General features: G+C 67.4%; 19 protein-coding genes, 1 pseudogene and 1 riboswitch. Of the genes and pseudogenes, 3 read left to right on the top strand and 17 right to left on the bottom strand.

Translation table 11 applies throughout. The features are described from left to right. Positions 1-159: 159 nt before the first annotated feature. The 3 genes and pseudogenes from HFP15_RS37500 to HFP15_RS37490 form a co-directional block, all read right to left on the bottom strand. Positions 160-1,914, bottom strand: a complete 1,755-nt coding sequence (locus HFP15_RS37500) for an alkaline phosphatase family protein (RefSeq protein ID WP_210718397.1) — start codon at positions 1,912-1,914, stop codon at positions 160-162. Between the two features lie 1,183 nt (positions 1,915-3,097). Further along, positions 3,098-3,609 (bottom strand): annotated as a pseudogene (locus HFP15_RS43200) (VIT1/CCC1 transporter family protein). Positions 3,610-3,823: 214 nt separating this feature from the next. Beyond that, positions 3,824-4,153, bottom strand: a complete 330-nt coding sequence (locus tag HFP15_RS37490) for a winged helix-turn-helix transcriptional regulator (protein WP_168522501.1) — start codon at positions 4,151-4,153, stop codon at positions 3,824-3,826. Positions 4,154-4,412: 259 nt separating this feature from the next. Between HFP15_RS37490 and HFP15_RS37485 the strand changes: the two genes are divergently transcribed. Continuing rightward, positions 4,413-6,554 carry an APC family permease gene (locus tag HFP15_RS37485; protein ID WP_210718394.1) on the top strand — a complete coding sequence of 714 codons (2,142 nt, stop codon included), beginning with the start codon at positions 4,413-4,415 and terminating at the stop codon, positions 6,552-6,554. A gap of 423 nt (positions 6,555-6,977) precedes the next feature. On the opposite strand, the gene HFP15_RS37480 is transcribed toward HFP15_RS37485, so the two are convergent. The 4 genes from HFP15_RS37480 to HFP15_RS37465 all read right to left on the bottom strand — a co-directional run bounded on the left by HFP15_RS37480 (position 6,978) and on the right by HFP15_RS37465 (position 13,117). Continuing rightward, on the bottom strand, positions 6,978-8,684 hold the full coding sequence (locus HFP15_RS37480; protein WP_168522499.1) for an NRAMP family divalent metal transporter: 1,707 nt from the start codon (positions 8,682-8,684) through the stop codon (positions 6,978-6,980). Continuing rightward, positions 8,681-10,072, bottom strand: a complete 1,392-nt coding sequence (locus HFP15_RS37475; protein WP_168522497.1) for a magnesium transporter MgtE N-terminal domain-containing protein — start codon at positions 10,070-10,072, stop codon at positions 8,681-8,683. Before HFP15_RS37475 ends, HFP15_RS37480 begins: the two co-directional genes overlap by 4 nt. A 540-nt stretch (positions 10,073-10,612) precedes the next feature. Next, the gene (locus tag HFP15_RS37470; RefSeq protein ID WP_246272396.1) at positions 10,613-11,368 is read right to left on the bottom strand and encodes an MgtC/SapB family protein; all 756 of its coding nucleotides are present in this window, start codon (positions 11,366-11,368) and stop codon (positions 10,613-10,615) included. A gap of 147 nt (positions 11,369-11,515) precedes the next feature. Next, entirely contained in the window at positions 11,516-13,117 is a 1,602-nt protein-coding gene (locus HFP15_RS37465) for an NRAMP family divalent metal transporter (RefSeq protein ID WP_168522493.1), read from the bottom strand. A gap of 293 nt (positions 13,118-13,410) precedes the next feature. Beyond that, positions 13,411-13,582, bottom strand: a riboswitch (M-box (ykoK) riboswitch). A gap of 246 nt (positions 13,583-13,828) precedes the next feature. Between HFP15_RS37465 and HFP15_RS44245 the strand changes: the two genes are divergently transcribed. After that, positions 13,829-14,419 (top strand): DUF3558 family protein, encoded by a 591-nt coding sequence (locus HFP15_RS44245; protein WP_168522490.1) that lies wholly within the window; start codon positions 13,829-13,831, stop codon positions 14,417-14,419. 187 nt (positions 14,420-14,606) lie between these two features. On the opposite strand, the gene tatB is transcribed toward HFP15_RS44245, so the two are convergent. The 6 genes from tatB to HFP15_RS37430 form a co-directional block, all read right to left on the bottom strand. Next, positions 14,607-14,987 carry a Sec-independent protein translocase protein TatB gene (tatB, locus tag HFP15_RS37455; RefSeq protein WP_168522488.1) on the bottom strand — a complete coding sequence of 127 codons (381 nt, stop codon included), beginning with the start codon at positions 14,985-14,987 and terminating at the stop codon, positions 14,607-14,609. Between the two features lie 59 nt (positions 14,988-15,046). Beyond that, positions 15,047-15,463, bottom strand: coding sequence for a hypothetical protein (locus HFP15_RS37450; protein WP_168522486.1), 417 nt, complete (start codon positions 15,461-15,463; stop codon positions 15,047-15,049). Positions 15,464-15,555: 92 nt separating this feature from the next. Next, positions 15,556-17,118, bottom strand: coding sequence for an LCP family protein (locus HFP15_RS37445; protein ID WP_312871938.1), 1,563 nt, complete (start codon positions 17,116-17,118; stop codon positions 15,556-15,558). A gap of 154 nt (positions 17,119-17,272) precedes the next feature. After that, complete coding sequence (locus tag HFP15_RS37440) at positions 17,273-18,271, bottom strand: hypothetical protein (RefSeq protein ID WP_168522482.1); 999 nt, start codon at positions 18,269-18,271, stop codon at positions 17,273-17,275. 372 nt (positions 18,272-18,643) lie between these two features. Further along, a complete protein-coding gene (locus HFP15_RS37435; RefSeq protein ID WP_168522481.1) occupies positions 18,644-18,928 on the bottom strand; it encodes a hypothetical protein in 285 nt (94 codons plus the stop codon). A gap of 30 nt (positions 18,929-18,958) precedes the next feature. Then, entirely contained in the window at positions 18,959-19,273 is a 315-nt protein-coding gene (locus HFP15_RS37430) for a hypothetical protein (RefSeq protein WP_168522479.1), read from the bottom strand. Positions 19,274-19,579: 306 nt separating this feature from the next. On the opposite strand from HFP15_RS37430, the gene HFP15_RS37425 reads away from it, so the two are divergent. Beyond that, entirely contained in the window at positions 19,580-20,716 is a 1,137-nt protein-coding gene (locus tag HFP15_RS37425) for an LCP family protein (RefSeq protein WP_168522477.1), read from the top strand. A 40-nt stretch (positions 20,717-20,756) separates the two neighbouring features. On the opposite strand, the gene HFP15_RS37420 is transcribed toward HFP15_RS37425, so the two are convergent. The 4 genes from HFP15_RS37420 to HFP15_RS43690 all read right to left on the bottom strand — a co-directional run bounded on the left by HFP15_RS37420 (position 20,757) and on the right by HFP15_RS43690 (position 24,291). Next, a complete protein-coding gene (locus HFP15_RS37420; RefSeq protein ID WP_168522475.1) occupies positions 20,757-21,356 on the bottom strand; it encodes a VanZ family protein in 600 nt (199 codons plus the stop codon). A gap of 295 nt (positions 21,357-21,651) precedes the next feature. Beyond that, positions 21,652-22,497: a three-helix bundle dimerization domain-containing protein gene (locus HFP15_RS37415; RefSeq protein WP_312871937.1), complete on the bottom strand. Its 846-nt coding sequence runs from the start codon at positions 22,495-22,497 to the stop codon at positions 21,652-21,654. Further along, positions 22,487-24,049, bottom strand: a complete 1,563-nt coding sequence (locus HFP15_RS37410; protein ID WP_168522473.1) for a CYTH and CHAD domain-containing protein — start codon at positions 24,047-24,049, stop codon at positions 22,487-22,489. The genes HFP15_RS37415 and HFP15_RS37410 overlap by 11 nt, the downstream gene beginning before the upstream one ends. A 116-nt stretch (positions 24,050-24,165) precedes the next feature. Next, positions 24,166-24,291, bottom strand: a complete 126-nt coding sequence (locus HFP15_RS43690) for a hypothetical protein (RefSeq protein WP_281355745.1) — start codon at positions 24,289-24,291, stop codon at positions 24,166-24,168. Positions 24,292-24,317 lie beyond the last annotated feature (26 nt).

Below are 24,317 nucleotides of genomic sequence, written 5' to 3'. Positions count from 1 at the left end.
CTGCTCGTCCAGGCCATCCAGCCCGGACACGGGGTTCAAGTCCTCAGCGTTCTCCACGCCGGACATCATGTCGGTCATCAGGTGCACTTCCATGATCGGGAATTACACCGCTCGTTTTACAGTCCCCTGCCGACTAGCTGGCGCGCCGCGTGCGCTCGGTCAACGACCTGTCCGCGGTGCAGCGAGGCCCGGAAGAATCTGCGTCCCTTCGGCACGCACTGCCGTCAGCGACGCCGGGTCGAGGCCCAGAACCGAGAGGATCGTCGGCGCGACCTGGGTGGTCTCCACCGAGGTGCTCTCGACCTGAGTCGGAATGCTCGGACCGTTGACAACCATCAGGACGTGACGGTCGCCGGTGTTCATCCCGCCGTGCTCGGCGAGCTTGGTCGGCTTCGCGTAGACGATGCCTTCCTGGACCTCGCCGAAGACGTCCGGGTAATGGCCGTTGTCGGCCGAGACGCCGAAGAACTTGGCGGCGTCGCTGCCGGCCCAGATCTGAGTCAGGCCCGAGTGCTGCACGGTAACCGGCTTCTTGTTGACGTCGTAGCCCTGGGCGGTGTGGTTCCACAAGTAGTTCTTGACGAAGTCGCAAGCAGCCTGCGAGTTGTCCGACAGGTAGGACTGCCACAAGTCGTCGTCCGTTCCGGCGACGATCAGGCTCTTGTTGTTCGGGTGCTGCTGCGCCCAGGCAGCGTTGATCGCGCTGATGATCGGCCCATCCTGGACCGTGATGAGCTTGTTCGGATCCTGCGGCGACTGGCCGTGCTTGGCCGTGACGATGATTGTCGTCGAGCCCGCGAGGCCGTCCTGACGGACCTTGGAGACCATGCTGCCGAGCTGGGCGTCAACGTAGTCCAGGGCGCTCGACAGGACCGGGCCGGGGACGAGCTGGCCGTCGACCCACTGGTAGCCACCCGGTTGCGGCGCGCTGGTGGTGTAGTTGCCATGCGCGTCCGGACCGATCAACGTCGCCGGGGTCGAGCGGATCTTCTGTGCGACCGAGACGGTCTGGAAATTCATCCCAAAGATCGCCGGGGTGCCGACCTGGGTCTTGTCCGAGTGATCGCGGCCGTCGATTTCATTCAGGATAGCCTGGACCTTGTAACCGTCGTACTGTTTCGTGGCAGCGTCGATGTGGGCCCAGTCGTCGTCCTGCGGATATGGAACACCGTTCGGCATGACGGCCTGCGAGTCGATTTCCGGACCGAAGTAGTCGTCGATGCTCTGGCCGTTGGAGCCCGGGCCGTTGAACGACATGTACACGGCGTGCTTGTCCGACCATGCGGTGCGCAGGCCGGCGTTGTGGATCACCTGGAAGATCGAGTTATCGCCCAGATAGTCCCACGGCATGATGTTCTTGCAGGTCGCTGGGTCGACGGGGAAGGTCGAAGCGTTGAATGACGACGCATCGTTCTTCAAATTCAGGATGGCGGCCGGGTTGGTGTCGACGCCGTGGGCGAAGATCGAACCGTTCTCGTCGAACGACGGGAAGGTACCGTTCGCCGGGTTGACGAAGTCGTTGACACTGGGCATTGCGTCGTCCGGCGAGTCATAGATGACATCGCCGCCGGTGGTCGGCCGGCCCGGGGTGCAGGTGGCGCCGGGCTCGTCGGTCTTGTGGCTGTACTCGACGTCGTAGTAGATGCCTGTCGACTTGGGATTACCGCCGGTCATCAGCGCCGTGCCACCCGGGTCGGAGTCCGACGGGTTGGACGTCGCCGCATCGGTGTACTCGCTGCCACCGTGAGTCAGCTTCGCAAGCGCCGAGTCTGGATGGTTGGCGACGTACCAGTCAAGGTCACTCTGGTGCATACCATCGACCGAAATCAGCAAAACGTGCTTATCCGTGTGAGCCGCCGCCGGGCCAGCCGGCTGAGCATCGGCACTCAGGGCCGGCAGCGCGAACAGCGTCACTGCTGACATCGCAGCAAGGCCGGTCACAACCGGGTGCGTAAACTTCGACATGGTTCTCCAGGGAGTCGAGTAAATGTGACCTCGCGCATCGCGATGCCCGCCGTATCGTCGTGCCCCAGGGCGAACCAGCCTGGAAACAAAATGTGTCGAGTAGGCGATCGTTCGGTTACAGCCGTATCATCGTCGGACACTGCGGCATGCAACACCCGCGCAGGCGCTTGCGAGAACCGGCCTGCCACCGCCGGATACGCGGGGAATGGCGCGGCTGGCCCACATCATGCAACAGTCGAACTGAGTCATATCGGCAAGACTGGCCAATCCCGCCAGAGCCAAGGCGGCCGTCATGTCATGGTTCGTGCCACCAGCCAGGAGGTCGACCTGGTCTTCGACAGTACCCCGGACACGATGAAGCCCCGCAGCACCGGCACTCGAACCCGGTCTGTCTACTTCGCACAGGCCACTCACGGGCTCGCCCACTCGCCTCCGCCACCGACAGCCCATCGCTCGGCAGCTCCGGCAGCGCCACCGAGCAGACGCGAGCCTAAACGACGACGCAACCGCAACGGCCCCACCGTCCATACAGGAAAGAATGGACCAAATTTTTGCCCTGAGTGAGAAGTGACTTCGCTGCCACTGTGGCACTTTCCTCGCTGAGTAGCGGTGAGATTCCCTGTGTGCAGCGATATCCACCGACCGCGGCGGCGGCGCGGTTCGCCCCGTCCAGGTCATCGCGGAAAGACCCCTCTGTCTACAACCGACACGGCACAACCAGGCGGTCAGCATTAAGTGAGCGACCGAGACCCCTCGGCGTCTCTCGCGCCTTCATCGCGGTGTGGCGGTGCGTTCCGGGTGGGGCAGGCGCTCGGGTCGGCCGTGATCTAGTTCGGTGTCGAACACCGCGGCGTAGCCGGCCCGCAGTCGAGGGGTTGTGGCGAAGCCCGGGCGGTGTGCCACGAAAACGGCTTGGGCGGTGATCCGCTCGGAGAGCGTGCCCATTATCGCCAGGCCTACAGCGACCTTCGCTGTTGCTGTCCCGATCCGTCTGGATGGCGTCCAGATCGAGCGGTCGTGAGGGCACGGATGGCCGAACTCGGCGCAGCTGCTCGATCGCAACAAACCGGCGAGATGCCACGTACCGACCGAGTATCCGGGGAACTGGGCGGTGAGGCCAACATCAGTGTGGTCAGCCGACGGCTCCGCCGACGAGATGTCCGATGCCGAAGGTGAACGCCAGACCTAACGCGCCGCCCACCACGACCCGCAGCGTGGGGCGGCCCGGCTTGCTGCCGCCGATACGGGCGCTGACTGCCCCCGCGAGCGCCAGCGCCAGCAGCACCACCGCGAATGTCACCCAAACCCGCCACCCCGGTGGCGGTAGCAGGATCGCCGCTATGGGCAAGATCGCACCTAGCGTGAACGACAACGCCGATGCCGCGGCCGCTTGCACAGGTTTGGCCAGCTCGCCTGGGCGCATGTTGAGTTCGGCATCCAGATGTGCGGCCAGCGAATCGTGCGCGGTCTGTTCCCGTGCCACGGCGTCCGCGAGTTCGTCCGAAAGCCCCTTGTCCCTATAGATGCCGGCGAGTTCGGCCAGCTCCCGCCCGGGGTTCTCGGCCACTCCTGTTGTTCCTGCGACAGCTGCGCCGTCTCCATATCGCGCTGGCTGCTGACAGACACGTATTCACCCAGAGCCATCGATACCGCGCCGGCCACTCTTCGCGACACCGCTTGGCCTGAGCACCACCACCGCTACACACATTCACAAAATCGAACGCCGACACCTCCACCGACATCGCACCCCGACAACAGCAACGAGCCCTGCTTGACCGATTCGGCGTTCGGTTGCGCCGCAGCGCGCCGCCCGAAGGATGTCCCGGAGGCGTTGTGTTCGACGCAGGCGCTGTCCGGCTCAGGGCCTGGGGGGACGATGAAGAAAGTGCTCGTACACGGCAACCCACACCTCCAGACTGGCCAGTTCACGCCTCAAGTGGTGTCCCCCGGCGGTGAGCACGAAGGTCGACCGGCGCGCGCCACCATCCCAGCTGCCCGGCTCACAGCGGATGAGTGCTCCTTCAACCGCAAGCGTCCGCAGTGCGCGCCAGAGCTCGCGCCGCGACACCGGCATCCTCCGACGGATTTCCAGAAACGAACGAGGTCCGTCGGCGAGGGCATCGAGGGCCTCCGCGGCGCCGGGACACGCCGCCACCGCGACCCAGAGTGCGAGACGTTCGTCGGCCATCAAGCTCCTGGCGCGCTGGTCTGCCGCGTGTCAATACGTGGACGGTCGACACCTATACCGGGCGTTTCATGCAGCCTGACGAAATAGCTATCTCCAAGGCGATTTTCTTGACAAATTCTTAACGATATTTGCGCGCCTTTTGATGCGGTCATGATGGCTACGGGCAGCGCGAAGCCCCGCTTGAACACCACCGGTTCAACCTCGAATTGGTGCGTCCCCCGGGCGTGTGGATGTGGCCGGGCCTTGTCATGCTGATCCGGTGACAGACAGCGAAGAACCGGTGCGCCGGCTGGAGCCGGGCGCGCTCGGCTACGCGATCAAACGCCTGTTCCTGGGCAAGCCCCTCATCACCGCCCAGTTGACGCAGGAACGGCTGTCGAATACGACTGCGTTGGGCGTCTTGTCCCCCGACGCGATCTCGTCGTCGGCATACGGCACCGAGCAGATCCTGGTGGAATTGCTGCCCTATGCCGGGCTCGCGGCGTTCAGCCTCGTGCTGCCGATCACCGGAGTGATCCTGGTGATCCTGGTTCTGGTCGCCGCGTCGTACCGACAGGTCGTGATGGCCTACACCCGCGCGGGCGGGTCGTACGTCGTGGCTCGCGAGAACTTCGGGCCGCGGGTCGCACAGGTCGCCGCAGCGGCGCTGCTGATCGACTACGTCGTCACAGTCGCCGTGCAAACATCGGCGGGCACGGTGGCCGTGGTGTCCGCGATACCCTCGCTGGGTCCCTACAGCCTTGAGATCACGATCGGCATGGTCGTCGTGCTCTGCTACGCCAATCTCCGGGGCCTGCGTGAGGCCGGGCGCCCGTTCGCGGTGCCGACCTACCTGTTCTCGGTACTACTGGTCGCGATGATCGTGGTCGGGGTGATCAAAGCCGCTACGGTCGGGTTGCTGACCTACGACGCGTCCCTCCTGCCCGGGGCGGTGCCAGTGCAGCAGGGCTCCGGCCTCGTGGAGGGTGCCACGATCCTGGTGCTGCTGCGCGCGTTCGCCAACGGCGGGTCCTCGCTCACCGGCGTCGAAGCGATCTCCAATACCGTGTCGGCCTTCCGCAGTCCCCGCGGCCCCAACGCCCGCAAGGTCCTGGTCACCATGGCCACCATCCTCGGCTTCCTGGTGGGCGGGGTGTCGCTACTGGCGTACTTCACCCACGCGACGCCGTACGAGAGCGGCTACCCGTCGGTGGTGTCGCAGGAAGCCCGCGCGGTATTCGGCCACGGCACGCTCGGGCAGGTGATGTTCGCCGCCATCCAGACCGCGACCGCCCTGATCCTCTACACCGGGGCCAACACCAGCTTCAACGGCTTCCCGTTCCTCGCCAGCTTCGTCGCCAGCGACAGGTTCCTGCCCCGGCAGCTGACCACCCGCGGCCACCGGCTGGTCTTCTCCAACGGCATCCTCGTGCTCACCATCCTGGCCGTGGCACTTCTGCTGTTCTCCGGCGGCACGGTCACCGCGCTGGTGCCCTTCTACGCGATCGGGGTGTTCACCGGATTCGCCATGGCCGGCTATGGCATGACCAAACACCACCTGCGGCTTCGCGAACGCCGCTGGCGGCGCAAACTCGCTATCAACCTGGCTGCGGGCATCCTGTCCACCGTGGTCGTGGCGATCTTCGCCGTCGCCAAGTTCACCGAGGGCGCCTGGCTGGTCGTCGTGGTCTTCCCCATGCTCGTATTCGTCCTGATCCGCCTGAACCGCGAATACCGCGCGGAGGCCGCGGTGCTCGAGCAGACCACGGCCCTCGGCGCCAATCCCACCCGATATGCCCACCACCAGGTGCTGGTCCTGGTCAACACCGTCGACCTGGCGGTCATAGAAGCCCTGCGCTACGGCAGCAGCCTCCGCCCGGACAAGGTGATCGCCGTCCACTTCGTCATCGACGCCCAGGCCGCCGAACGGCTCCGCGCCCGCTGGGCAGAACTCGGCATGAACACGACGTTGCGGCTCATCGACGTCCCCGACCGGCGGATCGCGCGCGCCGCGTACGACCTCGTCCAGAAGGCCATCACCGACGCGCCCAGGACCGGTATCACCGTGCTCCTTCCCCGGCGCAGCTACGCGCCGCTGCTCGGCCGGCTGCTGCACGACCGCACCGCCGACCGCATCGCCCGGGTTGTCAGCCGGATCCCACAGGCCGCCGCGACGATCGTGCCCTACGACGTGCAGACCCGGATCCGCGCGCTGACCCCGAACCTGCCCGAGGAACGCATCACCACGGTCCTCGAACGGTTTCTCACCCGCATCGGCGCACCTCACAACGACGATCCCCGGACCATCCACGACCAGCCCAAGTCGGAACCCGGCAGCACACCCATCGCCGCCCTGCAGCCCGGCACCGACGCCACTGTCGACGGCCGACTACACGAAATAGCCCTGACCGACAACCCGTGACTCCAGAGCCATCCTGGCCGGGCAGCTCGTCGACAGCTCCGGAACGCTCACCGTCGAATTCCACGACGCCCACCCCGATCTCGAAGCCGGCCAGCGCCTGCGCCTCACCGGACGCGTCCACCTCGCTGCGACGGGCCAGCCTCTCGTCCTGCGCGATCCCGCCTACCACATTCTCGATAGCGGCCGGCGACCACGACGAACAGACCGACAGCCACCCGGGCGGGCCGCACTGACCACTTCGAACAGCCACGGTAGCGACCTATTCCCCATCACGAAGCCGCATTCCGCCTAGCCGAGCAAGGCCGGTATCGCGAGCTGGCTGAACCACCCGTCCCCGGCACGTACTCACCTTCGGGGAACTAACGCCCTCGTCCGGGACACGTCGTCGGTGCATCAGCAACCCGGACGATACTCGCCACAGCGTCAGCCGGTGGACAGTTGGATGGCTTTGACGATCAGGAGGATCGCGGCGATGACGAGGTAGCCGCGAAGCAGACTCATGCCGAGTTTGATGCCCGGTGACCAGGTGACCGGTTTGAGCAGTGCCAGTGGCGGCATTCGCCAATGCAGGCGTTCTTCCTGACTCGGCACGGCTTGCGGGCTTGCTGGTTCGCCCCGGCGTCGCCGTGCGATATGCAGTCCGACGCCGACCGCGACGAGCCCGATCAGCAGGACACCGGCCAGCCAGATGGTGACCTGGGTCGTGTTCACCGACGGGAACAGCGTAGTGGCGACCAGGACGCCGGAGAGCATCAGCAGCACCGCGATGATCACGCTGGCCACGATGTTGAGCCAGCGCGGGTTGATCCAGGGGCCGAGGACCTCCGGGTCGTTGCACAGCAACAGAAGGAAGACCGACGCCGAAGGCAGCAGGAGCCCCGCGAGCGCCTGCACGCTCGTGGTGATCAACCCGAGCGGGGCGTTCGGGATGAGCACGATCGCGGCGGCGAGTAATACTAGCGCGGCGTAGCTGCCGTAGAAGGCTTTGGCGTCGGAGAAGCTGCGGTGTAGCGAGTGCCGCAGGTTGAACATGTCACCAAAGGCATAGCTGGTGGCGAGAGTCACCGCAGCGGCACCGATGATCGAGGCGACGAACAGCACGATCGCGAACAACGCACCCAGCACATACGCATGCTGTGACAGCGCGTCGGCAACCCCCAGCGCGTCGGTGAACTGCCCGATCAGGGTCGTGCCGCGCACCGCGAAGTCGGCGACCACCATCAGCGCGGCGGCACCGAGGACCACCACGAGCGATCCGACCACGGTGTCCGCGCGCTCGTATTTGATGAACCGAGGTGTAATGCGCTTGTCGATGATGTTGGACTGCTGGAAGAACAGCTGCCACGGCGCGACGGTGGTCCCCACGATCGCGATGATCAGCAGCACAGCGTCGGAGGACACCCCGCCTTGGACGCCGGGCACGAAGAAGTGAACCCCGACCTCGTTCCAGTGCGGGTGGGACAGGATCGTCAAAGGGATGATCAGCAGGCTGGCCGCGATGAACGCGAACATCGCCCGCTCCCAGCGCCGGAAGCTGCCCGACGCGGTGATCACGACCAAGACGACCGCAGTGACCGGTACGGAAACGTATTTGCTGACACCGAAGTAGCTCAGCGCCAGCGAGACGCCGATGAATTCGGTGACGATGGTGAGGAAGTTCAGCAGGAACAGATCTCCGACCGAGAACCAGCCCCAGAACCGGCCAAACCGTTCGTTGATCAGTCGCGCGTGTCCGACACCGGTGACCGCGCCGAGCCGGACCACCATTTCCTGGTTGACGATCAGCACCGGTATCAGCAGCAGCAATGTCCACAGCAGACTGTAGCCGTAGTTCTGGCCGGCCTGGGCGTAGGTAGAGATACCGCCCGCGTCGTTGTCGCCGACCATCACGATCAAACCGGGCCCCATGATCGCCAGGAAGGTGACCAGCCGTCGCTTCAGTGTCCGTTGCTGATCGGAGTCTTCCAGCCGGACGCTGCCCAGCGCACCCTTGATGTCGCCGACGTGCGCGGAGTCCAGCACCGCGCCGCCCTTGGCCGCTACCGGACGAGGGAGGCGTTCGGCCGAATCGCGCCGGGGAGCACTGCCCTTCGCGCCAGCCCGGGGTCGAGCGGGAGTGGGCTCGCTCATGGTGTCCGTCCTCCAGCCCCTGTGGCCCGCGTGTCAGCATCGGGACCTTCGTCGTCATCGGCGGCATTGGTCGCACCCACGATGTCGTGCGGTGGTGCGGGTTCGCGGCGCCACCAGTCCTCGGGCAACGTCGCTTCCAACACGTCGTCCACGGTGACCACGCCCAGAGGCCGTCCATGGTCGTCCACGACCGGCAGAGTGAGCAGGTTGTAGTCGGCCATCAGCAGGGCTACGTCGGTGATGTCCGCGTCCGGGTGCACTCGAATCGGGTCGGTATCGGCCAGCCCGCGCAGCGGGGCGGCCGGTTCGGCTTGGACCAGGGTGGCCAGCCGGATCACGCCCTTGAGCCGCCCCTTCCTGCTGACCAGATACACACTGGTCAGTGCCTCGGGTTGCAGGCCCGTCGCCCCGCGGACGGCATCGAGCCCGGTCGCGGCGGTGCCGTCGGCGGGCACCGTGACGAATTCGACGCCCATCAAGCCGCCCGCGCTGGTCGGGTTGAACCCCATCAGCGTGATGACCTTGGTGCGGACCCCGGCGGGCAGTAGGTCGAGGATGGGCTGGCGGCGGGATTGCGGTAGTTCGCCGATCGCGTCGGCCGCGTCATCTGCGCGCATCCGGGTCAGCACGTCGGCGATCTCGGCGTTGGTCCGCGCGCCGAGTAGCCGCGACTGCAGGTCGTCGTCGAGTTCCTCGAAGACGTCGGCTTCCAGTTCCGGATCCTGGTGCACGCGATGCAGAAGCTCTGCACCCTCCTCGTTCGACGCTTCTTCGATCAGGTCGGCGATCTGGGCGGGTTTGAGTCCCCGCACCCTGGCCACAGCCCCGCGCAGCGCTGCACTGCGGGCGTGCCCGATCAACGGCTCGAACGCACGCCAATCCTGGTTGGGGTGTTCCTCCACGCGCGCACCGAACAGCCCGAAGAACCGTCGGTTGCGGTGGGTATCAATGGCATGACACAGCCACCGACCGTTCTCGCGGCGCAGTTCCACGTCGCTGGCCCGCACGAGGCGGGCGTTAGCGACGTCGATCAGCCGGTGCCCGAGCACGTCGGAACGCAGCAGGACCTCGCCGTCGCGGCGTTCGAATTGCCGCAGGTTCACGCGGGCGCTGGCCAGGACGAGCGGATCGGCGTCGAAGGAGCGGACCTGGTCGACCGGGACGAACACCTCCCGGCCACCGACCGCGACCACCAGTCCGCTGACCAGCGGGTAGTCGTGACCGCGCAGGCGTGCGATGACATCGGACAGCCGACCAAGGCTCTCGCCGTGCCGGTCGGCAACGGGCCGTTTCAGCAACTCCGAGAGATGGACCAGGTCGCTGCCATGTTCGTGCTGTGAACCCGGCTCGTCAGGAAACGGCGCCGATGAGGACGGTGAGCTCGCCATGGAGGTGCCTTTCGCGCTAGGAGTTGACCACTCGGTTACGGTCGCAGGTAAGTGACGATCGCGCGGCTTTGGTCGTCAGCAAGGTTGAGCGTGCGGGTCCGATCCGGCGTGCTGGGTCCATGATGAACACGTGAGAAGGCGGTGAACAACACCGCCGCCTCGGCATCGGCAAACTCGTTCGACGGCCTCGTAGAACGGGGCCGACCGGTCTTGCGTGCCCCGGACGGTGAGGCGGACGACCGGGACCAGGCCGTAGCCGCGTAGTAGATGTTGAGGCCCGGGCGCCGCCGCTGACCAGCGCTGCTGCCGGGATTCGCCAGCGGCACCTCGCCCGGTCGGTCAGGTTCGTGATGGATATCGCCCCGCCCGGCGGCACTGGGTGTGCTCCTGGTCGAGGTGCCTGGTAGCCGAGCGCGGCGGTCATCGACATCGGCCGTTGTGGGTCGGGCTCTGCCGGCATGATCATCCTCGTGGGTCGCTGTGACCACCTCCTCGCTGTTGCTCCGGTCCTGCGCTTCGTGCGAGTCAGAGCTGCGGCACTCAGCTCTCGGCCGAACTGCCGGCTGGGTCCGGCTCGGGTCGGCGCAGGGCGACGTCGGGGTCGTCCGCCGTCTGCCAGTGGACTTCGTGAATGCCTGGCTCCAGGGACAGTCGCGCGACGAGTTGTTCCAGTCGGCTGGCCGCGTCACCGTCGAGCAGCAGCAGCGCCGACAGTTGCACATCGCCGCTGTTAGCGGTGGTGTCGCGGGTGGTGCGGATGCCGCGCAGGATCATCTCGTGGCCGCTGGTGTGCTGCACGATCATGGCGCGGATATGGTGTTCGGACTTGCGCCGGCAGGTCAGGTCCAGTCGACAGGGTTGCAGGTCTTCGTCTTCCTCGGCGGGATTGTCGTGGTCGATCAGCCGGCCCAACGGGCGGCCCAGCAAATGCACCGCGAGCACGGTCGCGGTCGCGATCAGCGCGAACACCAACTGCCCCGAGGCGGCCAGGCCCCCTACGGCGGCCGAGCACCACAAGGTCGCGGCGGTATTCAAGCCGCGCACGTTGAACCCGTCCCGCAGGATCACTCCGCCGCCGAGGAACCCGATTCCGGACACCACGTAGGAGGCCACCCGGGTCGGGCTGCCCACATCCCCCGCGGCGACCGAGTACAGCACGAACAGCGTGGCCCCAGCCGCGACCAGGGCGTTGGTGCGCAACCCGGCCATCCGGGCACGCCACTGCCGCTCGATCCCGATCGCCGCACCGCGCCCGAGCCCGACACCCAGGCGTAGCGCGAAGTCGGCGGCGCTCAATGTCTGCATCGACGTCTTCCCAACCCGGACCGATCTGGGCTGTGGCGCCCGAGTTCTGGCGCCCTGATCCGGCGGGAGCCACGCTGCCGCGCGAGCACGGCCGGCCGAGGGCGCCCAGGTAGCGAGATGCTGTCCGGCCGGTGACGGTCAGGCGCCGAGCACGGTCTGCACGACCTTGACGATGACCAGGATCATCGCCACCGCCAGGTAGGTGCGCAGCGCACCCATGCCGATCTTGCGGCCGGTGGACATCACGGGGCGGGTCAGCGTGGCCAGTGGCGGCATCCGCCACCCCTCGCGGCCGGCGCGGTCGACGGGCGCGGGAGCACGACCACGACGACGCAGCAGCGCGTACCCGGCGGCCGGCACGCCCGCCGCAGCGCAGATGGCGGCGATCACGAGGATCTGGCCGGCGGTGATGTCCGGGAACAGCACCGCCGCGGTCAGCACGATCGACAGGGTCACCAGGATGCCGACGACGAGGGAGGCAAAAACGTTGGTGGCGCGGCCATTGACCCACGGGCCGAGCACCTGCTTGTCGTTGCACAGCAACAGCAGAAACACCGTCGCGGAGGGCAGCAACACCCCCGCGAGGGTCTGCACCCCCTCGGTGATTAACCCGAGCGGGGAACCCGGGATCAGCACAACCGTCGCCGCCAGCGCGATGAGGCCGGCGTACACGGCGTAGAAGCCCTTGGCCTGCCTGAAATCACGGTGCAGCGAGTGCTTCAGCCCCAGCACATCACCCAGCGCGTAGGCCGACGACAGCGAGACGGCGAACGCGCCGATAATCGAGGCATCCAGGAGGGCGACCGCGAACAGCGCGCCGACCGTCCGGCCCGCGTAGGCCTCCAGCCCGCCCGCGATGCCAGTGCTGTCGGTGAAGTTCCCGAAGCCCTCCGTTCCCGCGAACACGGCCGTAGTGAACCCCATGATCGCCGCCGCGCCGACCACGACGATGACGATGCCGATCCACAGGTCGGCCTTCTCATACCGCATGAACCGTGGGGTGATGCGCTTGTCGATGATGTAGGACTGCTGGAAGAACAACTGCCACGGCGCCACCGTGGTACCCACGATCCCGATCACCAGCAGCATCAGCGTCGCCATCCCGGACGAGCCACCTGGTAGCGACGGCACCACGAAGCCACGCGCCATCTCACCGACCGGCGGGTGCGCCGCCAGGTAGATCGGGATCAACAGCAGTGACCCGGCGCAGAAGAACACGGCGATGCGTTCGAACCGGCGAAACGAGCCGGTGAATGCCGCGGCCATGATCACGGCGGCGGCGAGGATCACCGACGGGATCTTGGGCAGCCCGAGATATCCGACGGCCATGGTGATGCCGATGAACTCGGTGACCAGGGTCAGCGCGTTGAGCAGGAACAGGTCGATCACACTGAATGCGCCCCAGAACTTGCCGAACCGTTCCAGGATCAACCGCGCGTGCCCCACACCGGTGACCGCACCCAGACGCAGCACCATCTCCTGGTTCACGTACAGCACCGGCACCAGCAGCAGCAGGGTCCACAGCAGGTGGGTGCCGTAGTTCTGCCCGGCCTGGCCGTAGGTGGCGAACGCGCCCGCGTCGTTGTCGCCCACCATCACGATCAGACCGGGGCCGACGATCGCCAGCAGCGTCTTCAGCTTCGCCGACATCCCGCGACGCGGGGCGATGTCATCGACGCGAATGGTGCCCAACGCACCCTTGATGTCACCGACGTGCTCGGTGTCCAGTACGGCGGTCATGGAAACCACCCCTCTTCACCCCACGACGGGGGCGAGCCAGGGCACACGGCAGTACCCGGTCACCAGCGCATGGGCACAGCCCGCCCCGCTACGGGCGGGTGGCGCGTCAATGCAGGCTGAGGACTACCGAATGCCGGGAAACGGTGCGGACAAAGGGAAGGAGATGCGGAAATGGGGTCGACTTCGACCCGGACTACTGCTTGGCACTGTCCTCACCTCCACCCGGTCCGGGGCGCTCGCTGGCGCCTGCTTCCTGAACTCAGATGACCGGCCCCGCCCAGGCAGAGCGGCGCACCCCACATCTCGTAAGAGCTTTGGCACTGCCCGGCGTGTCCCACCTCGTGGGGGAAGCCACTTAGGGTTACCCCTTAGCCCGGGGAAACCTGTCCTGACCTTGGGCGTCTCTCGACGTCGTCAGATCAGTGGCCTGTGTCCGGACAGGAGCCTCACCTAACGAGGTGCCTGTCAAACCTCCCCAAGGTTAGGCTACGAGGCCTGACCGGGCCAACGTGACGACCAGCACGCCCCAACCGACCGCCGATCCTGCAGCGCTCGCCGCTGATCTCCGCCCCGGCGGATGGCATGCCTGCGCAACTCCATCGCCACGACCGACGTCGCACAGAAATTCCGGGCCGACCACAGCCCACGTGCCCCACGTGGCTGGTTAAATGACACTTCCGAACCCGCGCAGATCGGACGGAGCTTCGCCCCATGACCGGCCATCGCGTGATCCGCGAACGACGAGCGTTTCTTCGCCGTCACCGTGTCTCGGCATCGTGTGCGGTCGTCGCGATTGCCGCGAGCATGCTGGCGGGCTGCTCCACCAGATCGGCTCGACCGCCGGCGCCGACTGCGGGACCCGACCCGGTCGACATCAGCGAATTCGCCACCAGGCCCTGCGCTCTGCTGCCCCCGGACCCGGCCGCGCACGCGGGACTCGCTCCCCCCGGAACAGTGCGAACCACCGTCACCGGAACGTCCTCCTGCGCTTGGGCCGCCGCCGACGCGCACCACGCCTCGGCCGTGGCGGCCGTCGACCCGACCACAGGGCTCCGCGACAAGTACCCACACCCCGAACAGATCGCACACTACGCACCGACCGTCGTTTCCGGATACCCCGCCGCGAACGTCGAGCAACCGACAGCACCGCAGACTTGCACCGTGACGGTCGAACCCGCGCCACACCAAAGCCTCGCCCTTACCGCGACAACCACACCCGAGCCCCGAGCCAGCGATCCCTGCGACCAGGCCGACCAGCTGGCCGGCCTCGTCATCAGACTCCTCCGGGCCGGTGCGCCCTAACCGCAGCTGAACCACCGCGTGCAGGGCTCCCCGGTCGAACCTGCCGCCGGGACCGAGCGGAGGAGTCCTCCGCGCCTACCTCGCTTCCAGCAACCGGGCACGCGCAGAGGCCGGATATATTCGGTTCGTGCGAGCGATCCTCGCGACCGCGGCGACCGCAGCCGGCCCCGCGGGAGGCACTGTGTTCTCAGGTGGCGTCCGGGTCGGTCGGGGGCGGCTGCCCGGGTGCGAGCCGGTCCCGTGGGGCGGTGTGGCCGTTGGTGGCAGGTGTGATGCCGGTGCCGGTCAGGTCGAGCGGGTCGGTGTCACCGTCGAACAGGTGCGCAGTGAGGGCACGCCTGGGGTCGAAGCTGCGGAGTTCACGTAGGTCCTGCAGGGGTTTCCGGAATTCCTCGAACTCGTCGCCCATCTCGTCGCGCAATTGTTGCTGGGCGCCGCTGACGAACTCCCGTACCTGGCGCACGGTCTTGCCCAACCACGCCGCGGCCTGGGGCAGCCGTTCCGGGCCGAGGATGAACAGTCCTGCGACGACGAGAATCAGGATGTGCGTCCAGCTGAATTCCAACACGGCCCCGGTCCTCCGCTTTCTCGAGCGCTCGCTCGCAGACCAGCGTAGCCGCGGGCATGTCAGTAATCATCGTGGCCGGTGAAGCGTTGTTCCAGGTCGTCGGCGGCGGTGGCGACCAGTTCGACCGGGTCGGTGAATTCGTTGAGGTCGAGGTGGATCAACGGCAGGGAGTGCCGCAGCACGAGGTAATCGCCCATGATGACCACGCCGCCGACCACCGTGGTGGCCCCGACCTCCTCCAGTACCGCCTGGAGGTCGACCTGGCCGACGCGGGCGAACGGGGTCGCGATCTGCACCCATTCTTCCCGCCGGTCCAGCACTTCCCGGGCGAGCACCACGGTCTGCACCCGCTCGTCGTCATCCACGTCCACAGCCGCGAAATGCACCCGCACCCGCACCCGCACCTCGTCCGGCTCGAAGCGGATCACCTCGTAGCCGTGCCGGACGAACGCCACCAGATCCCGCCACGTCGCCACCCGTGTCCCTTTCCCACCACCGAACGCCTCGGACGATCACACCACTTCGCCGGCGCTGCCGACACCGCCGCCCGGGGGCACGGGCTGTCGGGCTATTTGACGCAGGGAATGCCTCCGCCGCTGATGCCGCCCAGCCCGGCATCCTCACCGCTGTCGGCCGATGACGGCGGTGTGCTCGTCGGACTGGAACTGCTGCTGGTGGTTCGCGCCGCGCCACCAGGGTCGCCACCACCACCGGTAGCGGGCAGGCGGAAATCGCTGCCCAGGATCAACTGGATGTGCCCGGCCGCCAGTTCGGCGGACCGGGAGACCGTGATCCCGCCACCCAGCGCCGCGGCGAGCGCGTTCGCGGTGTCGGCCGCGCCGCCGCCGTAGAAGATTGTCGAGGCAGCGAGATGCCGCGTGTCGGTGCCCACGCTGCCCACGGTGAATCCCCGGCCGGTCAGCAATCGCTGGGTCTGCGCGGCGAGCCCGTCCCGGCTGGTGGCGTTCACAATGGACACCGTCCCCGCCTTCACCGTCACAGACGGCTGCGCCGGTGCCGTGGGCGGGGCGCCGATCAACTGGGCGACGATCGAGTGGATCTGTGGCAGATTGACGAAGTTGACGTCCTCACCGCTCGGGTCCTTGCCGAAATGGTCGATCGGCAAGGTCACGAAGGTGACGTTGCCGCCGGTCAGATTCGACGCCTGGCGGGCGAAGGACAGCAGGTCCAAATGGGAATCCAGGGCGGTGTTCTGCTTGGCCACGTCCATGATCCGCTGCAGCTGCGCGGGATTGGCGAACGTACCACCTTGCTTGAGCTGGTAGGCCAGGGAAACGATGAAGGCCTGCTGCCGGCGCGCCCGGTCCAGATCGGTGAAGTTCAACGCGGGGTGCACATAGTCGCGGCGTTGCCGCACGAACGCCACCGCCTGCTCGGCATTGATCTGCTGCTGTCCTTTGTGGAAGTTCGCGCCGGAATAACTGTCCTGAGTGTCCTCCGCCACGCAGACCGTGATCGGCTGGACCACCTGCGCGATCTGAAAGAACGCGACCAGTGTGACCTCGACGAAATGGTCGACCGGCACGCCACCGAGGAACTGGCGGACGGTGTCGATCTCGGCTTTGCGGCCGGCGTCGCGGGACAGCTGCTCTCGCTGCGCCTGGTCCGTCGCTCCCTGCGCCGCGAGTTGCTTGGACTTGGCATCGAAGGCGAATCCGTAAGCCTGCTTGATCTTGCCCTTGCACACCCCGTCAGGGCAGCCCGCCAGATCCGCGTAATCGTCCCGAGGAATCGACATCGCGGTCGCCCGGCCGCCGTCGCCGGGCACGTGCAGCAGCATCAGCACGTTGGAGTTGTAACCGCCGTCCTGCTCGTCCCCGGCATGCAGCGCGTTGTAGATGTCCTGCGGGAGCGGATGCCCGGTCTCATCCAGCCGCGAGTCCAGCCCCATGATCAGGATGTTGGTGTCGCCGTGTGCCGAGCCCGCCTCGCCCGCCAGCGCATCCGACGTGCGCAGGCCCGCTGTCAACGTGTGCAACTGCAGCCAGCCGTATCCCGTGCCCGTTACCACCAGCGCCGCGACGACGAGGATCACGGCCTTGCCGGCCAACGCCGAACGACGGTGCCGAGCGTCGCCCGGGGCGAGTTGGATCGTCCGCTTATCCCGCACCGCGACCCTCTTTCTGGTTCCCGCCATCCGCTGTCCAGTCAGGACAGCTTGATGGTAGCGACGCGGCGTGTGAGGAGTTGGTGATCTCCTGACTTGCGGCCGCCCCCGCACCGAACACCTCGGTGCGGGGGCCGGTTCGTGCGCCGGACCGCAGTCAGGGTAGGAAGAGCAGGCCCTTCGGGCTTCCGAAGCCCTTACCGAATGGGCTCACGCTACCGGTCTTGAGGTCGAGGTCGCCGAGGGTGCCGGGATTGACCTTGGAGTCGTTGGGCACGCTGGTGAATATCTGACCGGCGCTGAACGGACCGCTGATCACGATGACCTTGTCGGTGGCGCCGTCGACGACGTAGAGGGTTCCGGCGCCGGTGGTCACGGCGGTGTCGTCGACCTGGGTGTTGAGCTTGACCAGAGTTGCGGTCTGCCGCGGGGTGCCCGGGTTGGACAGGTAGATCTGCTCGGAGTCACCTTGGCTGGTCAACAGCAGATCACCCGCGTACTGCGGAGCCTGGGCGGGAATCACCTCGTTGGAGTCCGGGTCGGACAGGTTGAGGGTGACCGGTTTGCCGTTGCCGGCGTCGATCGCCGTCGAGTTGTCCCGCAGCACCGGCGTCGCGGTGGCGGTGGTACCGGACAGCGTGACCCGGTAGAGCGCGGGCTTGCTGAACGTGGTGCCGTTCGCGTCGGGTGCCGGGTTGGACGCGCTGACATACATCGCGCCGTTGACGAAGCTGATCGCGTCGGTGCCGCCGCCATGGGTGAGTCCGGTATAGGCGTAGTGCTGCACCTGCGGGCCGGTCGCGCCGGGGGTGACGGTGTACAGGCTGCTGTTACCGTCCTCGTTCACCGTGGCCACGATCCGGTGGTTCGCGGTGTCGGCCGACATGCCGTCGATCTTGCCGGTGAGGTTCCACCGGGCGAGCGACGTGCCTGCCGGGGAGTACTCGACCAGAGTGCTCGCGGTCGCACCACTCGGCGACGGCTCCCCCATCGCCCCGACACCGTTCTGGTAGGCGACGTAGATATTGCCGTCGAGTCGGCTGATGTCATCCGGGCCGGTCAGCGCGCCACCGGTGGCAAACGTCTGCGCCGTGTACCCGGGCGGCAGCGCGATCGTGTCGCCACCGGTCGTCGGCGTCGCACCGGCGCTCGGCATTGCACACACCGCAACACCCGCGACAGCAGCCGCACCGGCCACCGTCGCGACGGCAGTCCTGCGGGAAAGCCGCCTCATCCGAAATGACATCGCGTAGTTCCTTCCGCCTTTATGACCAGGGGGACCGATCGAGCAGCGCCGTTTATCGCACAACAAAAAGACGCACGGCTGAACGGACGCAGTCATCGCGTTGACGACAGGAAATACGACCAGACCGCAGACCGGAAGGATTCGACATTCGGCCTCTTGTCAGCGCTTACCGGGCAAGTAGTGCGAAAAACGATTACCGCGCATCTCCACGGAAAAGTCGGGCAGACAGTCTTTGTGCATGTTGCCACCGAGGGGGCACGATGCAGTGCGCGGCGCGAATGATCAGTCGTGTCGGTTCGGGCCAGCTGTGCCGAGTACCAGCGCGGCAGCAGAGGCAGCGATCAGCGAAGCCACGAGAATGCCGATTTCAGCCTGCTCGGACAGGGGGTGGTGCCCTTCGGCCGCGCTGTGCAGCCGCACCGCGACGGCAGGCATGACCAGCACCGTCACCATCAGCACGAGCATCACACACGTGCTCAGCACCGCCTGGGTATCGATCGCCAGCACCCGGTGCCGCGCCCCGCCAGCGATGTAGGCGAGTCCGTTGGCGAACAGCAGCAGGTTCAACGCCGACCCGGCGATCGTGCCCAGTACCACTTAGTCCAGGTGATTGAACAAGGCGAAGGCGCCGATGACCAGTTCCGGAACGTTGCCGGTGACCGCCTGGAACAGTCCCACCGCGTTGCGGCTGAGCCGCCCAGTGACCTGGTCGAGGCTGCGGCTCATCACGGTCGATGTGAACGCGAGCCCGACCAGCGCGGCCACGAACTCCGGCACATCGCCCGCACCCGTGAAATGGGCCCAGGCCGCCACCACGGCCGACGCGATGGTGCCGATCCACAACCACACATCGAAACCCCAGCCCCGAAACGCGCTTACGGGCTCCGGCGAGGTGTCCACCGCGTCAGACATGCGATGAACGATGCCCGGCCCCGAAAAACCCCGTCAACGCTGCCCCGACAGCGATCACCGGGCGTATCCCGCTAACCTGCGCGCGAGCAGTCCGCACCGGCACCGGGCGAGGAGGACAAAGTGGACGACTGGCAGGCAGGCCGGCGTGATCCGCGATGGTCACCGGGAAACCCGCCCGCGGGCAACCCTTACCGCAATCCCGGGTACACGCCTCCGCGGCGACCGCCCGGCATCGGGCAACCTCCTGCTACCCCGCCGCCACGGACACGCCCACGGCGGCGTTGGGGACGGATCGCCCGCCGGACCATGCTCGTCGTACTGGTGCTGCTGCTCGCCTTGGTCGGCTACGACCTGTACCAGTTCCAGGACATGTCCTCCACGATGGCCTCCTCGCACGCGCTGGACGGCGCGCCCACCTCCACCGACGGCGGCACGAACATCTTGTTGATGGGCCTGGACACCCGCAAAGATCAAAACGGCCAGCAACTCCCACAGACCATTTTGGACCAGCTGCACGCCGGGGACGGCAACGAAGGCGGCTACAACACCAACACCCTCATCCTCATGCACATCCCCGCGAACGGTGGCAAGGTGCAAGCGTTCTCCATCCCCCGCGACGACGCGGTCAACGTGCCCGGATACGGGCTGCACAAAATCAAGGAAGCCTACGGCAACGCCAAGGCCACCGCCGAAACCGCCGCACACAAGCAGGGCGTCAGCGACCAGCACCAGCTGGAGACCATCGGCCGCGAAGCCGGGCGCAAACTCGAAACCCAGACGGTCCGCGACCTCACCGGGGTACCGATCGACCACATCGCGGAAATCAGCCTCGCCGGCTTCTACGACCTGGCCAACGCGCTCGGCGGCATTCAGGTATGCCTCAACCACGCGGTCGACGACTCCGCCTACTCCGGAGCGGTCTTCCCCGCCGGGGTGCAGACACTCAACGGCGCGCAGGCACTGGCATTCGTCCGGCAACGCCACGGTCTACCCAACGGCGACCTGGACCGCACGCACCGCCAGCAGGCATTCCTGTCCTCGGCCTCACACAACATCCGCAGCCCCGCCACGTTGCTCAACCCGTTCACCACCACCACCCTCATGGACGCGGCGAAACGAGACATCGTCATCGACCAGGGCTGGAGCGCGTTCTCTATGGCCACCCAGCTGCAGAACCTCACCGGCGGCAACACCGTGTTCCAGACTCTGCCGATCACCGGCTTCTACACCGTCAACGGCGAAAGCGCCAACCGCATCGACCCGAAACAGATCCGCCAGATCATCCAGTCCACCTTCGACGGCAGCAACAACGGCGCCGCCGCAGCAGCGAGCAACACCATCACCGTCAACCTCGCCTCGGTAAGCGGACCTGGCGCACCGACGCAGGCCCCACCCAACGGCGCACCCGTGCAGTCTGACACCGGAACCCCCTGCGTCAACTGACCGACCCGCGGATCGTCGACGCTTCAGCACGATGCCCGCATCAGTGCTCAGCGGAGGCCGTGGGCTGTGCGGTCAGCATGTCAGCGGCAGTGCGTGGCCGGGGAATCGGCACCGCCAGACCCCGCCACAGACTGCGGCCCAGGCCCGCACCGACGGTGGCACCGATCGTGTTGAGCAGCGCATCGTCGGTGGCGGTGACACGGTCGGCGTGCAGAAAGTATTGCAGCGCCTCAATTCCGACCGAGATCGCGAACATGACGAAGGCGAGACGTGGGAGCGATCGCAGGGCGCGCACCCGGATCGGGACGAGCGCGGCCAGCGGAGCCAGCAGCACCAGGTTGCCGGCGATCTGCCACACCGCGTCGTCCTGCGTGAGGACGTCGGCGATGTCCTGCCCGGGGACCAGATGCAGTGTGCTGGTATGCGTGTGCCCGCCGGGCGCCGTCACCAACGCGAACACGAGCCCGGCGCACAACAGGATCGCGGTGTCGATCCCGGCGGTGAACGTGGCCGTCATCGCCGGACAGCGACGGCGACGTCTGGCGGCCAGCAGCACCCAGACGACCAGGGCACCCGGCACCGTCAGAATCGTTACCGGGATCATCCGCTCCAGCACCGTGTCCATACGGCTCCCTCCCATTTCAAGATCACCTTCGCATCTGGGGAGCGGAACGGCAGAAGGCAGCGACCACTCACAACGGTGACGATCACCGCCACCGACGCGGCCCAACGTGCGGCGTCAGCAAGGTCAGCACCGCAACGCATGCCGTGCTGAGCCGCCAGAGAGTTACTTCATTCGTGTCTCACGCCCGAGCCGAAACCCTGCTCCGGGCCGAGCCATCGACATCAACCGGCCACCGTTGCCGTCGCCCCTGCCGCGATCGACGCGTGGCAACCTGGATGGTGGCCACGTACTCCGGCGCACGCCTGGCGCCTCAGACGAGTGTCGCCGTGCTGTGCAGCAGCTCCTCGGTGCGGCTCACGGCCGCCGCGCGCTCGGATTCATTGCCGGCCAGCGCTTGGATCACGGGATCGTCGGGGCTTCGGCGGGCGCGTAACTCGCGCATGCGTTCGGCGAATGACACGGGCGTGCCGTCTGGGGCGGTGGTCATGTCGCAGTACCAGAGCGCGTCGCGGACCGGCCCTTGTTCGTCGTCGAACTCGGCGAGCTCGGCGGACAGCCCACGGACCGCAGCGACGGCGGCGGCGCCGGCATGGTGTGCCACCAGCGCGCATACGCGGCGCGGCACCCCGCGTGCGGCGAGGTAGCGCGCCCCGTCGAGCTGGTGGAAGCCGGTGTCGATCAGCTCTTCGGCGTACCCGATGTCGTGCAGCCATGCCGCGGCGATCAGGATCTGGCGGTCCTCCGCCGGAAGTGACCGGGCGACCTCCGCGGCGCGGTGCGCGACACCGCGAGTGTGGGCCCAGCGCCGTGGAAGCTCATCGGCCAGCAACTGCTTGGCCGTGTACCACCCCCACGTACGTAGCGACATCGACCGAGCGTAATCGCCTGACTGATCCATGGCCTGCGTGAGCGGAGAATCGGACCCGATCGAGGAGTCCGACAGTCGTCGCCGCGCCGTCCGCTCGACCAGAATCGGTACGAAGGTGGTGATTCGGGCACTCGTGAACAGGGCGCGCGCCCGGGCCACCTCGTGCCGCACCAGCTCGGGCGGCAACTCGTCGTGGTCACGGACCAGGCGCTGTTCAACCTGCCACAGTTGATCTTCTTGTGCCGGCTCCAGTATCGCGGTCGGGCTCATCGGCTGCTCATCGCGCACCAGCCACCTCCGGGGTGGGCCTCGCCTCGGCCGGCACGCCGCCGTCGGCGGCGAGCCATCGGGTGCGTTTGGGTTTGGCGGCCCGGCTCCAGGCGTGGCGGAACCGGGCTCGGTCGGTTCTGGCGGCCGCACGTTCGCGTTCTACGAGCCGTCCGCAGGTGATCATCACGGTGGGGTCGTCGGGGTGCTGGGCGGCGAGGTCGGCCCAGTGCTGGGCGGCGATGACGGCGTCGTGGTGTTCACCGAGGACGTCCTGGACTTCGGCGATCGCCTTGGCGAGCCGGGCGGCGTCCTTGCCGGTCGCGGGTGCGACGGCTTCGGCGGCGTAGCGGGCGCGCTTGGCCTGGATGCGGGCCGCGTGCCACGCCTCGTCCGGGTCGAGTGGCCCCAGCCGCGCGGCGGTCTCGAGGTCGCGCCACGCTTTGGCCACCTGACGCGGCAGCGTTCGCGTGGCGGGCCGCCGCGCTCGTGCCGTGAGTCGGGGATGCCGGGCCGCCTCGACGAGCACCTCGAGGCTCTCGGCGTAGCGGTGGGTGTCCATCGCCCCGGCCAGCGCGTGCGCCGCGCGTCGATCCCGCTCGGCCAGGTCGGTGTCCAGGACGGCGAGCGCGTGCCCGTCCAGGGGAGCCAGCGGGTCGCGGGCGGCGGTTCGAGACAGCCGGGTGCGCAGGACCTCGGCATCGCGGGATTCACCGAGCGCACCACCCAGCCAGCGCACATGCTCGATGATGGGGGCGGCGAAGTCGGAGTCGACCAGGGGCGCGAAGACGCGCAGGTCGCTGCGCAGCCGGCGGCAGCACACCCGCATCTGGTGCACGGCGTCGGGCTCGCCCCGCCGTACCCGCACGTCGTAGCCGATCAGCCGGGCGACGGTGCGCCGCAGGGCATGCGTGACGACCTCACCGCCGGTGGGGCGGCGCGGGAGGGGGCCGGGCGCGGCGATGTCGGGAGGCTCCAGCGCTCGTGGGCCCAGCGCCCGGATCGCTTTGGGCACGAAAGCGTCGCCACTAGCCCCGGTCTCGGTGAGCAGTGTCGCGGCCCGCCGCATGACCGCCGCGGTGAGCTCACCGTCGGCCTTGCGTTCGACCTCCAGCTCACGGAACCCGCCGGTGCGCTGGCGGCCGTTGCCGACCGTGACCGCGTCATCGACCAGCTCGACCAGGGGCCTACCGGCGCGGTCGCGCACCTGCCACACGTCTCGGGTCGTGTCCAGGGCCACCACCGGCACCAACCGGGCGGCCCGCAGCCAGCCGGTGACCAGCCGGGCCAGTTCCGCCGGGGGCGTGTCCGGCGCGCCTGCCGCGGTCAGTTCCTCGCGCACATTCGCCGTTGCGGTCGGCAACTTCAGATGCCAGGGTGGGCCGTCCTCGCCGGTGCGGCGGCGCAACGTCACGCCCGAACGCGCCAGTCGCAGGTCGGGCGAGTCGTAGTAAGTCGCCGACAAGCGGCGTGTCCCGGCCCGGACGACCTCGCCGCCCTGCGGTGCGAGCACGGCCAGCTCCGGCAGCACGAACCCGTCGTTCACCGAGAACTTGAGTTCCTCTTCGCGCATACCGGGACTCTAAAAGCGACCGACCCCGGCCGTCAGCAGTCGAACGACCCGCGCGGAAACTCACTATGGTCCTTCCCAGCCGCCCCGGGCCAACGGCTCTGACGGGTCTGCGCCGCCTACGCGATCGCGGTGTGGGCGGGCTTGGTGACCTGGACGAAGATCTCCCGCACGACCCGCACGATGACGGCTTCGAGCAGCAGCATCCCGGCCTTGGCGAGGATGGTGGCGAGCAGGTCCGTCATGGGGACTCCCGGGGTCGTTGCGATGT

The sequence above is a fragment of the Amycolatopsis acididurans genome (assembly GCF_012328925.1).
Taxonomy (GTDB): domain Bacteria; phylum Actinomycetota; class Actinomycetes; order Mycobacteriales; family Pseudonocardiaceae; genus Amycolatopsis_E; species Amycolatopsis_E acididurans.
The sequence above is the reverse complement of the archived record's forward strand: the minus strand, read 5'-3'. Positions and strand labels throughout refer to the sequence as shown.

Excerpts from the sequence above, each read along its gene's own strand:
- HFP15_RS37490 (WP_168522501.1), bottom strand. The coding sequence starts at position 4,153 with ATGGCCGACGAACGTCTCGCACTCTGGGTCGCGGTGGCGGCGTGTCCC.
- HFP15_RS37480 (WP_168522499.1), bottom strand. The coding sequence starts at position 8,684 with ATGAGCGAGCCCACTCCCGCTCGACCCCGGGCTGGCGCGAAGGGCAGT.
- HFP15_RS37475 (WP_168522497.1), bottom strand. The coding sequence starts at position 10,072 with ATGGCGAGCTCACCGTCCTCATCGGCGCCGTTTCCTGACGAGCCGGGT.
- HFP15_RS37465 (WP_168522493.1), bottom strand. The coding sequence starts at position 13,117 with ATGACCGCCGTACTGGACACCGAGCACGTCGGTGACATCAAGGGTGCG.
- HFP15_RS44245 (WP_168522490.1), top strand. The coding sequence starts at position 13,829 with ATGACCGGCCATCGCGTGATCCGCGAACGACGAGCGTTTCTTCGCCGT.
- HFP15_RS37440 (WP_168522482.1), bottom strand. The coding sequence starts at position 18,271 with ATGCCGAGCGCCGGTGCGACGCCGACGACCGGTGGCGACACGATCGCG.
- HFP15_RS37430 (WP_168522479.1), bottom strand. The coding sequence starts at position 19,273 with ATGTCTGACGCGGTGGACACCTCGCCGGAGCCCGTAAGCGCGTTTCGG.
- HFP15_RS37425 (WP_168522477.1), top strand. The coding sequence starts at position 19,580 with ATGCTCGTCGTACTGGTGCTGCTGCTCGCCTTGGTCGGCTACGACCTG.
- HFP15_RS37420 (WP_168522475.1), bottom strand. The coding sequence starts at position 21,356 with ATGGGAGGGAGCCGTATGGACACGGTGCTGGAGCGGATGATCCCGGTA.
- HFP15_RS37410 (WP_168522473.1), bottom strand. The coding sequence starts at position 24,049 with ATGCGCGAAGAGGAACTCAAGTTCTCGGTGAACGACGGGTTCGTGCTG.
- HFP15_RS43690 (WP_281355745.1), bottom strand. The coding sequence starts at position 24,291 with ATGACGGACCTGCTCGCCACCATCCTCGCCAAGGCCGGGATGCTGCTG.